The following is an 11356-nucleotide window of genomic DNA, read 5'->3' on the forward strand; positions in this document are numbered from 1 at the left end:
GGCGGCGGAAGTCGCACCTATCGATGAGGATATCGAAGAACGCAAGCCGGGGTGAGGCGGTTCCTGGCGTGAACTGAGGATTCACGCCCCTCCGTCATACCGGACTTGATCCGGTATCCAGCCGCCGCGCGTCTGCGCGGCGAGAAGAGCTTTTTCAGCCCAAGGACTTGGGCTGACTGGATGCCGGATCAAGTCCGGCACGACGGAAGGAAGTGCGGTCAATGCACCTCTTCCGCACCCGCCTTCTTCCTGCGCCTTGCATTGCGCGCCAGCATGTTGAGCAGTTCCACCAGTGCCGAGAACGCCATGGCGGCATAGACGTAGCCCTTGGGAACATGGAAGCCCATGCCTTCGGCGATCAGTGTCGTGCCGATCATCATCAGGAAGGCGAGCGCCAGCATGACGATGGTGGGGTTGCGCTCGATGAAATTGGCGAGCGGCGTTGCGGCCAGCAGCATGACTGTCACGGCCACGATGACGGCGACGATCATGATCGGCAGGTGAGGGGTCATGCCGACGGCGGTGATGATGCTGTCCACCGAGAAGACGAGGTCGAGCAGCAGGATCTGGCCGATGGCGGCGCCGAAATTCATGCCCACAGGGCCGCCCACCAGGTCTTCCTTGTGGTCTTCCGGATCGACATTGTGGTGAATTTCCTTGGTCGCCTTCCAGACGAGGAAGAGACCGCCGGCGATGAGGATCATGTCCTTCCACGAGAATGGGTGACCGAAGGCTTCGAAGACCGGTGTGGTGAGCTGCACGATCCAGGCGACGGTACCAAGCAGGCCAAGGCGCATGACGAGCGCGAGGCCTATGCCGATCTTGCGGGCTTTTTCGCGCTGTTCAGGCGGCAGCTTGTTGGTGAGAATGGAGATGAAGATCAGGTTGTCGATGCCAAGCACGACCTCCATGACGATCAGTGTGACGAGCGCCACCCAGGCGGCGGGGTCCGACAGAAGAGGGAGAATGGACTCCATCAGGTATGTTTTCCTTTCAGCAACAAGGCCAGCCGATATATTCGGTGGGTGGAATTTATAGCGCAATACGCGAGAAACAAGGAGATAGCTCCTGTGTTTAGCAAGATTTCATCGAAATTTCGCGCAAACCGCGTATCGGACGCCATTGCCTTGCCGGCCCGATGCCGGTCAGGCCGTCCCTTGCTGAATGGTCTCAGGCCTTGTCTGTTCCGTAAGCCGCCATGAATACGTTGATGGCGCTGCTGATAACCCGGTCCAGTTCCTCGTCGGGAACCGGGCCTTCCAGTTCGCCGAACAGCCGCAGCTTGAAGAAGGTGCCGGTGGAAAGCTCGATATATTGCCGGGCGGCCAGTTCAGGATCGTCCACTTTCAGATGGCCGATCTCGACCTGATGTTGGATGAAATCCAGGAGCACGGTGCGCACGTTGTTCGGAGCCGACAGGAAAAAGCGCTGCGCCAGTTTTGGCATGCGATCGATGACGCCGAGCACCGAACGCATGGCGGGGATCATGTCCGAACAGATCATCTTGTTGGCAAAGGCCTTGCCGAACTGCTCCAGCCCCTCACGCACCTCCTCGGTGCCCTCAAGGATATGGCGCATGGAGGTGGCGAATTCGTTGCGATGGTGATCGACGAGCGCAACGAACAGATCCTCCTTGTTGGAGAAATAGACGTAGATCGTGCCCTTGGAAACGCCCGCCTCACGCGTGATGTCGTTCATGCTGGCCGCATCGAAGCCCTTGCGCTTGAACACACGCCAGGCACCTGCCAGAATCTGCTCGCGTTTGGCCGGGTCTTCGCCCGCCGCAAAACGCCCGGCGGCATTGCCCGGACAGCCCGTTTCCGTTTCCGTCTCCATATCCCTGTCTTCACCTGCCATCGCTACCGCCCTCATAGCATCACAACGGCGTAAAAAAAATTAACCGAACGTCGAACCAATCGGTTCGATAACACTTGATATGTGTCAGGAAAGAGATTATGTCAATCGAACCGAACGGTTCAGTTCGAAAAACTTTCTTCAATCTATCACGGTAAGCTCTCTCATGTCGGCCCAGAAGAATAATGCGGTTCGCGCCGTCAACGATGCGGAAGAGGCGGATATCTCCGCCAAGGCCGAGACCTCTCCCGCAAAGCCGGCGGAGGCGCCTTCCCAGCAGCCGCAGGCAGCGCCGGCACCAAAGCAGAAGAAGCGCTCGAAGCTTCTGCCTGTCATTGCCATTGCACTGCTGGCCGGTGCTGGCTGGTACGGTTACAACTGGTGGATCGATGGTCGCTTCCTGGTGTCGACGGACGACGCCTATATCGAAGGTGACATCGCGGTCATCGCGCCAAAGGTTTCCGGTTACGTCGCCAGGGTGAACGTGGTCGAGAACCAGGAAGTCAAGGCGGGCGACCCGCTGGTGACGCTTGACGACGGCGATTATCGTATCGCGCTTGACCAGGCCGAAGCGCAGATCCGCACCGAGGAACTGTCTCTGAAGCGTATCGATGCGCAGATCATCGGCGGCGAAGCGGCGCTCGAGCAGGCCGTTGCCCAGAAGGGCGCGCTGGATGCAGCCCTTCGTGGTGCGGAAATCACCCAGAAGCGCGCAAGCCAACTGCAGGCAAAGGATGTCGGCACGGTTGCCGCGTCCGATAATGCGCAGGTCGCGCTCGATCAGGCCAAGGCGAATGTCGTCGCCGGCGATGCCGCCATCGCCTCGGCCAAGGCCAATGTGGAGCTCCTGCGCGCCCAGCGTCAGGAGGCGGAAAGCACCATCCGTTCGCTGCAGCTGTCCCGTGACAAGGCGGCCCGCGATCTGTCCTTCACGGTTCTGAAGGCGCCTTATGACGGCGTTATCGGCAATCTCGCGGTACAGAATGGCGATCTGGTGTCTGTCGGCAAGCGTCTGGCTTCGCTGGTGCCGATGAACGAGCTTTATATCGACGCCAATTTCAAGGAAACGCAGCTCGCCCGCGTCGTACCCGGTTCGAAGGTGCGCGTGCATGTCGACGCCTTTGACGACGCGACGATCGAAGGCACGGTCCAGTCGATCTCGCCGGGTTCCGGCTCGGTCTTCTCGATGCTGCCGCCGGAAAATGCGACGGGCAATTTCACCAAGGTCATCCAGCGCGTGCCGGTTCGGATCGTCTTCTCCAAGGAAGACCTCGAAAAGCATAATCTGCGCGCGGGCCTCAGCGTTGTTGTCGATGTCGATACCCGCACGGCGCCGGAATCCACCAGAACGGCGCAAGCTAATCCGCAGGCCAAGTAAGGCGCGTCTTTGACGCGCCGTTGAGGGCAAGATCATGGCGGCTACGGTTGTCGGTACGGGCGGGGCGTCCATCCCCGCCGATCCTCCGATGGACAGGCGCAGGCTCATCGCATTCTTCGCGATGGTCTTCGGCATGTTCATGTCCATTCTCGACATTCAGATCGTTTCCGCCTCGCTTGCGGAAATCCAGGCCGGCCTCGGCGCCGGCTCGGATGAGATCGCCTGGGTGCAGACGTCCTATCTGATCGCGGAGGTCATTATGATCCCGCTGTCGGGCACGCTGGCGCGCATCCTCTCCACGCGCGTGCTCTTTGCCACCTGTGCTGCGGGCTTCACCATCTCGAGCGCGCTTTGCGCCACTGCCACCAATATCGACCAGATGATCGTTTACCGCGCGATCCAGGGCTTTATCGGCGGCGGCATGATCCCGTCGGTCTTTGCGGCCGCCTTCACCATCTTCCCGCCGTCGAAACGGTCGGTCGTCTCACCGATCATCGGTCTGGTCGCCACGCTCGCGCCCACCATCGGCCCGACGGTCGGCGGTTATCTTTCCAACGCCTTTTCCTGGCACTGGCTGTTCCTCGTCAACATCATCCCCGGCATCATCGTCACCATCCTGACATGGAGCCTGATCGATTTCGACAAGCCGGAAAAGTCACTGTGGAAGAAGTTCGACTGGTGGGGGCTGATCTCCATGGCCGTCTTCCTCGGCTCGCTGGAATATGTGCTGGAAGAGGGTAACAACAAGGACTGGTTTAACGACGAACACATCGTCATGGGAACGGTCGCCATGGTTATCGGCGCGGTCGTCTTTTTCTGGCGCGCCTTCAAGGTGGAGTTCCCCGTGGTTGATATCCGCGCCTTTGCGGACCGCAACTTCTCCATCGGCTCGCTGTTCTCCTTCGTCATGGGCATCGGGCTTTACGGGTTGACCTATCTCTACCCGCTCTATCTCGGCCGGGTGAGGGGATATGACGCGCTGATGATCGGCGAGACCATGTTCGTGTCCGGCCTTGCGATGTTCTTCACCGCGCCGATTGCCGGCAAGGTCTCCACCAAGCTCGATCCGCGGGCGATGATGGCCATCGGCTTCATCAGCTTCGGCTGCGGCACCTGGATCATGACGCATGTGACGACCGACTGGGATTTCTACGAGCTGCTGATCCCGCAGATCCTGCGCGGTTTCGGCCTGATGATGTGCATGGTGCCGATCAACAACATCGCGCTCGGCACCCTGCCGCCCGCCCGTATCCGCAACGCGTCCGGTCTGTTCAACCTCACGCGTAACCTCGGCGGGGCCGTTGGTCTTGCCGTCATCAACACCATGCTGTCGCAGCGCACGGACGACCATTATGTGCGTCTGGCCGAACATATCAGCTATTCCAACCCCAAGGCGCTGGAATGGCTGAACAGTGTCGGCGCCAACTATGATTCCTACGGGCTGGACGGCGCATCCGTCGCGGTCAAGAAAATGGTCGGCATGGTCTCGCAGCAGGCATGGATTCTAGCCTTCGCCGATGTGTTCTTCGCGCTGACGCTGCTGTTTTCCAGCCTGATCTTCATGACGATCCTGATCCAGAAACCCAAGGCAACGCCGCCACCAGACGCGGCGCACTGATAACAATCCCCTCCCATCCACCGCAGAGCTGGGGCCGTCGGAAATGACGGCCCCTTTTTTACATTCGCTCAAAATCCCGATTTCGTCTGTTGCCTGATTTCGACTGTTGATCGCAGCGGGCAAGCCATGTATATCAATTTATGAGGTACGTACCTCAAAAAGGCGCAAATGGAGCGAAAACGGGGTCGGGAGGACGGCTGACCGGGATTTGGGCCCCTTGGGCAGGGCAGTTCAGAGGGGGAGATCATGGCGGCCTTGGAACTCAATCCAGACTTCGCAATCACGGATGAGCAGTCGCTTCGCGGCCTGTTCGAGCCGACACATGCCCTCGCGCTACAGAAGTGTCAGGACAGGCTCGGCGAACATGCGCAGGAATTCATTCGGCGTTCGCCCTTTCTCTGCATCGGCACCCAAAACCTTGAGGGAAAGGCCGATGTCAGCCCCCGCGGCGATCCGCCGGGCTTTGTAAGGGTTCTCGACGCGCGCACGCTGGCGATCCCGGACCGGCCGGGCAACAATCGCCTTGATACGCTCAGCAATATCATCGCCAACCCCATTGTCGGTCTCTTGTTTATCGTGCCCGGTTTCGACGACACCCTGCGGGTGAACGGGCGAGCGACACTGAGCAACGATCCAGAACTACTGAAGCTGATGAGCGTTGCGGATCGTATTCCCAAACTTGCCATCGTCTTGAAGGTGGATGAGGTCTTCATGCATTGCGCCAAGGCGTTCCGGCGCTCCCACCTGTGGGATCCCGCGCATCACCAGTCCCGGTCGGAAATGCCCTCGCTTATCAAGATCATCTTGGATGAAACGTCGCGCACTCCGACAAATGGGGATGACCTGCGGAAGATGGATGAGCAGCTGGAGCAGGACTACCGCCGGACCCTCTATTAGCCTCAGCCAATGCCGGGATTGATATTCCGCAGCCATTTGATAAATTATGAGGTACGTACATCATTTTTCGATTTACGGCGGCGGCAAAGCTGGATATGCAGGAGGCGGGAGGAGCCATGAAGCCGACAGTTCACGATATCGCCGAGCGGGCGGGCGTCAGCCTCGCCACCATAGACCGGGTGCTGAACATGCGTCCCGGCGTGCATGCCGCAACGCGGGCGCGGGTGGAAGCCGCCATTGCCGAGCTGGGTTACGTGCGCGACATCGCCGCCGCCAATCTGGCCAAGGGGCGCAATTACTCGATGATCTTCATCCTGCCCGGCAACGACAATTCCTTCATGGCGACGCTGCGCGCCGAGGTACGGGCTGCGGCCAGCCGCTCGCATCTGGAGCGGACGGCAATCCGCGTCATCGAGGTGCCGCCGTTTAATGCTGCGGCTCTGACTGAGGCTCTGGAAGTTGCGCGGCGGGAAAAACCATCCGGCGTGGCCTTCGTCGCCACCGATTCCGAAGATGTGGCGGAGGCCGCCGACCGGCTGGCGGAAGACGGCATCGCCACGGTGACGCTGGTGTCGGACCTCTCGGGTTCGAGGCGTGATCATTATGCAGGTGTGGACAACGTCGCGGCCGGCCGCACGGCGGCGAGCCTGATGGGACGTTTTCTTTCCGGGCGCGGCGGAGATGTCGCCGTTGTCGCGGGCTCCATGCTGGTGCGCGACCATCGCGAGCGTCTGGAAGGGTTTCGCGCCGTCATCGAGGCAGAGTTTCCCCAGGCGCGGCTGCTGCCGGTGCTGGAGGGCAGGGACGATCCGCTGACCGTCGAGGCGCTGGTGTGCGAGGCGCTCGGCAATGCAACCCTCGCCGGCATTTACAGTCTCGGTGCCGGTAATCGAGGTCTCATCCGCGCGCTTGGAGCGGTAGATGACGAAAGACCGCTTTCGGTCATCGCCCATGAGCTCACCGAAACCACCGCCAATGCGCTGCGGCAAGGGCTGCTGGATGCCGTGCTCAACCAGGACGCGGGTCACGAGGTGCGCAGCGCCATCCGCGTCCTGAAGGCGCGCGCCGATGGCCTGCCCGTCATCGCCGCGCAGGAACGTATTCGTATCGATATCTTCCTCAGGGACAATCTTCCCTGAAGAAACTCTTCCGAAGGAAAAGTGGTCGCTGGTTTTCCCTCTGGCGGCGACTTTAAAAAACCGCATGAACTTTGGCGCATGGCGCGCCGGAATGGAGAAATATATGTATCTCGGTCTCGATCTTGGCACTTCAGGCGTCAAAGCCCTGCTGATGGACGGCGATCAGAAAATCATCGGCTCGGCCAACGGCTCGCTGGATGTCTCGCGCCCGCATCATGGCTGGTCGGAACAGGACCCGGCGGACTGGATCGCCGCGACGAAAACCGCAGTTGCCGGCCTGAAGCAGAAGTTTCCGAAAGAGCTTGCCGCGGTGAAGGGCATCGGCCTTTCCGGCCAGATGCACGGCGCCACACTTGTCGATGCCGATGGCAAGGTGCTGCGCCCCTGCATTCTCTGGAACGACACCCGCTCCCATGCCGAAGCAGCCGCACTCGATGCTGATCCGCGCTTCCGCAAGATAACCGGCAATATCGTCTTCCCCGGCTTCACCGCTCCGAAGCTCGCCTGGGTGGCAAAGAACGAACCTGAAGTCTTCGCAAAAGTCGCCAAGGTATTGCTGCCGAAGGATTATCTGCGGCTGTGGCTGACCGGTGAGTATATCTCGGAAATGTCCGACTCCGCCGGCACCTCCTGGCTCGATACCGGCGCTCGCAAATGGTCTTCCGACCTGCTTGCCGCGACGGGGCTCGATGAAAAACACATGCCGTCTCTGGTGGAAGGCACGGATGAGGCGGGCGTTCTGCGCGCCGAGCTCGCCTCCGAATGGGGCATTTCCGGCCGGGCCGTGGTTGCCGGCGGAGCGGGCGACAATGCCGCCTCGGCCTGTGGCATGGGCACGGTGAAGGAAGGTCATGCCTTCGTGTCGCTCGGAACCTCTGGTGTGCTCTTTGCCGCCAATGCCTCTTATCTGCCGAAGCCGGAAAGCGCAGTTCATGCTTTCTGCCACGCGTTGCCCAATACCTGGCACCAGATGGGCGTCATTCTCTCCGCCACGGATGCGCTGAACTGGTATTCGCGGCTGACAGGCCAATCCGCCGCCGATCTGACCGGCGAACTCGGCGACACGCTGCTTGCACCGACTGGCGTCACTTTCGCTCCCTACCTTTCCGGCGAGCGCACACCGCACAATGATGCTGCCATCCGCGGCTCCTTCATCGGCCTTTCGCATGAGAGCGACCGCAAGGCGCTGACGCAGGCCGTGCTTGAGGGCGTGACCTTCGCGATCAGGGACAATCTCGAAGCCCTGAAATCCGCCGGCACCTCGATCTCTCGTGTCACCGCCATCGGCGGCGGCTCGCGTTCGGCCTATTGGCTGGCGTCGATTGCCACCTCGCTTGGTGTGCCAGTGGATATTCCCGCCGAGGGCGATTTCGGTGCGGCCTTCGGTGCTGCGCGTCTCGGCCTGATTGCTGCAACCGGAGCTGATCCGGTGGCGGTGTGCTCGCAGCCGGAGACGGCGCGGACGATTGAGCCGGTGGCCGATCTGGCCGGTGCCTATGAGGAGGCTTACCGGCGGTATCACGCGGTTTATCCGGCGATTAGGGGGCTATCGCATTGAGGTGTTGAGGGTGCGGCTTCACCCCCCTCTGCCCTGCCGGGCATCTCCCCCTCAAGGGGGGAGATCGGCAAGCGGCGGACACTTCGCTTCATCTTCAACCTCGCAAGAGGTGGACACCTAACCACGAGTCGATCTCCCCCCTTGAGGGGGAGATGTCCGGCAGGACAGAGGGGGGTGAGCGGCAAACGCCAACCCTGAAATTTCAGAACACCATCTAGACCCACCAAGGAGGAACCACCCAATGAGCACAGGCTTCTTCGGCGATATCGCCAAGATCAAATACGAAGGCCCCGACAGCACCAATCCGCTGGCCTTCCGCCACTACAACCCTGATGAAATCGTCGCGGGCAAGCGCATGGAAGACCATCTGCGTTTTGCGGTGGCCTACTGGCACACTTTTACCTGGCCGGGCGGTGACCCCTTTGGCGGCCAGACGTTCGAGCGTCCATGGTTTGAAGACAGCATGCAGGCCGCGAAACTGAAGGCCGACGTGGCGTTCGAATTCTTTTCGCTGCTCGGTTCGCCGTTCTACTGCTTCCATGATGCCGACGTACGGCCGGAAGGCAAGAACTTCGCGGAAAACACCAAGAACCTCAACGAGATCGTTGATTATTTTGCGCAGAAGCAGGCCGATACCGGCGTGAAGCTCCTTTGGGGCACGGCCAACCTCTTCTCCAACCGCCGCTTCATGTCGGGTGCCGCGACCAATCCCGATCCTGACGTCTTCGCTTTCTCCGCCGCAACGGTCAAGACCTGCATGGACGCCACCAAGAAGCTTGGCGGCGCGAACTACGTTCTGTGGGGCGGCCGCGAAGGCTACGAAACGCTGCTCAACACCGATCTGTCGCGCGAGCTCGACCAGCTTGGCCGCTTCCTCAATCTGGTGGTGGAATATAAATACAAGATCGGTTTTGAAGGCACGATCCTGATCGAGCCGAAGCCGCAGGAGCCGACCAAGCACCAGTACGACTATGACGTCGCCACCGTTTATGCCTTCCTGCAGAAGAACGGTCTCGACAAGGAAGTGAAGGTCAATATCGAGCAGGGCCACGCCATCCTCGCCGGCCACTCTTTCGAGCACGAGCTTGCCATGGCCAACGCCTTCGGCATTTTCGGCTCCATCGACATGAACCGCAACGATTACCAGTCCGGCTGGGATACGGACCAGTTCCCCAACAACGTGCCGGAAATGGCGCTCGCCTATTACCATGTTCTCGCCGGCGGCGGCTTCAAGAATGGCGGTACGAACTTCGATTCCAAGCTGCGTCGCCAGTCGCTCGATCCGCAGGACCTGCTGATCGGCCATATCGGTGGCATGGATTGCTGCGCCCGTGGCCTCAAGGCGGCGGCGAAGATGATCGAGGACGGTGCGCTTTCGAAGCCGCTCAAGGAGCGCTACGCCAAGTGGGATTCGCCGGAAGCCCAGAAGATGCTGCGCGGCGAGCTGAAGCTCGACGAGATCGCGGCATTGGTCGAGCGCGAGGATATCAATCCTGAGCCGAAGTCTGGCCGCCAGGAATATCTCGAAAACGTGGTCAATCGTTACGTTTGACGTGATGGAGGGGGTGACGGCAACGTTGCCCCCTCATCGCCCCGCTGCGCTCCGGCACTTCGCCCCGGCGGGGGAAAGAACAAGCTTCACGCTCCTTGCCAAACGCGGCGGGCCCGGCATATCTCTTCTCCCCGCCGGGACCCGTTGCAAAATTCATCACGGGACCCTTTCGGGAGATTTTCAGCCGTGATTTCCCGTCCCGCCTCTGTCTTTGGCGAGTTTTGGGTGGGTTGGGGATGTTTTCGGTGGTTTTTCAGGCGCAGTGGGGCCTTGCAGGTGTTGTCAAAGTCACCCAGCGGCGCATGTTGAAGGCCATGGCTGCCAGTAGCACCTGCGCCCTGGCCTTGATCAGCCCACGGTAGCGGATCACGTCAAGCCCCATGCGGTTCTTGAGTGTGGCGAACGTCGTTTCGACGGCTGCCCGCCGTTTCGATATCAACAGGTTAAGCCGGGCAAGCCGCGGCGACAGAACGCGGTGATGCCGGTTCGGACGGCGCATCAGCCGCGGCTTGATGCCTTTCGCCTTCAAGGCTTTCTCCCGCGCATGGGTATGATACGCCCCATCTGCCAGAACGCAGGCCTCGTCGCCGACGATCAGCCGATCGGCGACGACCGTATCGTTCACATTGGCAGGCGTGGTGATAATTCTGCGGATCAGGCCAGACCCTTCATCGACACCGACATGCGCCTTGTAGCCATAGGCCGAGCCGTGCTTGCCCTTATGCCGGACAAAGCGGGCATCCGGATCGATTGTCCGCTCATCGCTCCCGGCAGCACCATAATGATCCGGCTCTTCCGGTTTGCGCCCATCTGCAAATCCAGCGGCCGCATCGAAGTCACCATTGCGCCCCCTGGGTGGCCGCGACGCCGTCGTTTCGATGATCGTCGCATCCAGCATCGTGCCGCGCCGCAGGATCAGGCCCGCGGCATCGAGCTGCCGGTCGAGTTCTCCAAACAACCTCTCCAGCAGACCTTCGCCAATCAAAAGGTTACGGAAACGGCAAAGCGTGGAATGATCCGGAACGGCCTCCTCAAGCGTCAGGCCGACGAAACGCTTGAACGACAGCCGGTCGCCAAGCGCCTCCTCGAGCTCCATGTCGGAAAGCCCATAGAGTGACTGCAACAGCAGGGCCTTGAACATCACCAGCGGTTCATAGGCCGGGCGACCGGCGCTCTTCTCATCACGAAGACGCGACAGAAGCTTTTCGAACCGATACCACTTCACAACGCCCGACAAGCGCTCCAGCCGACCGGAACCCTTCGCCTGCGGCATCAGAGCCTCAACGAAACTGAACTGCCTGTTGTCTCGCACCGACATCGTAACCTCGCCCGCCATCCTCGACCGAGTGAATCACAACCA

At 60.6% G+C, this 11356-nt stretch carries 9 protein-coding genes; 6 read left to right on the forward strand and 3 right to left on the reverse strand.

Annotated features, from left to right (window positions below):
* Positions 1-218 precede the first annotated feature (218 nt).
* Both AGR2A_RS23085 and AGR2A_RS23090 read right to left on the reverse strand, forming a co-directional pair.
* Complete coding sequence (locus AGR2A_RS23085; RefSeq protein ID WP_072493045.1) at positions 219-977, reverse strand: TerC family protein; 759 nt, start codon at positions 975-977, stop codon at positions 219-221.
* A 193-nt stretch (positions 978-1170) separates the two neighbouring features.
* Positions 1171-1857: a TetR/AcrR family transcriptional regulator gene (locus tag AGR2A_RS23090; protein ID WP_004445213.1), complete on the reverse strand. Its 687-nt coding sequence runs from the start codon at positions 1855-1857 to the stop codon at positions 1171-1173.
* 163 nt (positions 1858-2020) lie between these two features.
* Here AGR2A_RS23090 and AGR2A_RS23095 point away from each other — a divergent pair, with 163 nt between their 5' ends.
* The 6 genes from AGR2A_RS23095 to xylA all read left to right on the forward strand — a co-directional run bounded on the left by AGR2A_RS23095 (position 2021) and on the right by xylA (position 9996).
* The gene (locus AGR2A_RS23095) at positions 2021-3232 is read left to right on the forward strand and encodes an HlyD family secretion protein (RefSeq protein ID WP_072493044.1); all 1212 of its coding nucleotides are present in this window, start codon (positions 2021-2023) and stop codon (positions 3230-3232) included.
* Positions 3233-3266: 34 nt separating this feature from the next.
* Positions 3267-4850 carry a DHA2 family efflux MFS transporter permease subunit gene (locus tag AGR2A_RS23100; RefSeq protein ID WP_080823382.1) on the forward strand — a complete coding sequence of 528 codons (1584 nt, stop codon included), beginning with the start codon at positions 3267-3269 and terminating at the stop codon, positions 4848-4850.
* A gap of 246 nt (positions 4851-5096) precedes the next feature.
* The gene (locus AGR2A_RS23105; RefSeq protein ID WP_072493042.1) at positions 5097-5747 is read left to right on the forward strand and encodes a pyridoxamine 5'-phosphate oxidase family protein; all 651 of its coding nucleotides are present in this window, start codon (positions 5097-5099) and stop codon (positions 5745-5747) included.
* Positions 5748-5863: 116 nt separating this feature from the next.
* Positions 5864-6886 carry a LacI family DNA-binding transcriptional regulator gene (locus tag AGR2A_RS23110; RefSeq protein WP_072493041.1) on the forward strand — a complete coding sequence of 341 codons (1023 nt, stop codon included), beginning with the start codon at positions 5864-5866 and terminating at the stop codon, positions 6884-6886.
* A gap of 103 nt (positions 6887-6989) precedes the next feature.
* On the forward strand, positions 6990-8444 hold the full coding sequence (gene xylB, locus AGR2A_RS23115) for a xylulokinase (protein WP_072493040.1): 1455 nt from the start codon (positions 6990-6992) through the stop codon (positions 8442-8444).
* Between the two features lie 241 nt (positions 8445-8685).
* Positions 8686-9996, forward strand: a complete 1311-nt coding sequence (gene xylA, locus AGR2A_RS23125) for a xylose isomerase (RefSeq protein WP_004445208.1) — start codon at positions 8686-8688, stop codon at positions 9994-9996.
* A gap of 253 nt (positions 9997-10249) precedes the next feature.
* On the opposite strand, the gene AGR2A_RS23130 is transcribed toward xylA, so the two are convergent.
* Positions 10250-11332: an IS5 family transposase gene (locus AGR2A_RS23130; RefSeq protein ID WP_167378241.1), complete on the reverse strand. Its 1083-nt coding sequence runs from the start codon at positions 11330-11332 to the stop codon at positions 10250-10252.
* Between the last annotated feature and the right edge of the window lie 24 nt (positions 11333-11356).

The organism is Agrobacterium genomosp. 2 str. CFBP 5494 (assembly GCF_900013495.1).
In the GTDB taxonomy this organism is placed as follows: domain Bacteria; phylum Pseudomonadota; class Alphaproteobacteria; order Rhizobiales; family Rhizobiaceae; genus Agrobacterium; species Agrobacterium pusense.

Bases quoted from the DNA above. Each gene is read 5' to 3' on its own strand.
- AGR2A_RS23085 (WP_072493045.1), bottom strand. From the start codon at position 977: ATGGAGTCCATTCTCCCTCTTCTGTCGGACCCCGCCGCCTGGGTGGCG.
- AGR2A_RS23090 (WP_004445213.1), bottom strand. From the start codon at position 1,857: ATGGCAGGTGAAGACAGGGATATGGAGACGGAAACGGAAACGGGCTGT.
- AGR2A_RS23095 (WP_072493044.1), top strand. From the start codon at position 2,021: ATGTCGGCCCAGAAGAATAATGCGGTTCGCGCCGTCAACGATGCGGAA.
- AGR2A_RS23100 (WP_080823382.1), top strand. From the start codon at position 3,267: ATGGCGGCTACGGTTGTCGGTACGGGCGGGGCGTCCATCCCCGCCGAT.
- AGR2A_RS23105 (WP_072493042.1), top strand. From the start codon at position 5,097: ATGGCGGCCTTGGAACTCAATCCAGACTTCGCAATCACGGATGAGCAG.
- AGR2A_RS23110 (WP_072493041.1), top strand. From the start codon at position 5,864: ATGAAGCCGACAGTTCACGATATCGCCGAGCGGGCGGGCGTCAGCCTC.
- xylB (WP_072493040.1), top strand. From the start codon at position 6,990: ATGTATCTCGGTCTCGATCTTGGCACTTCAGGCGTCAAAGCCCTGCTG.
- xylA (WP_004445208.1), top strand. From the start codon at position 8,686: ATGAGCACAGGCTTCTTCGGCGATATCGCCAAGATCAAATACGAAGGC.
- AGR2A_RS23130 (WP_167378241.1), bottom strand. From the start codon at position 11,332: ATGGCGGGCGAGGTTACGATGTCGGTGCGAGACAACAGGCAGTTCAGT.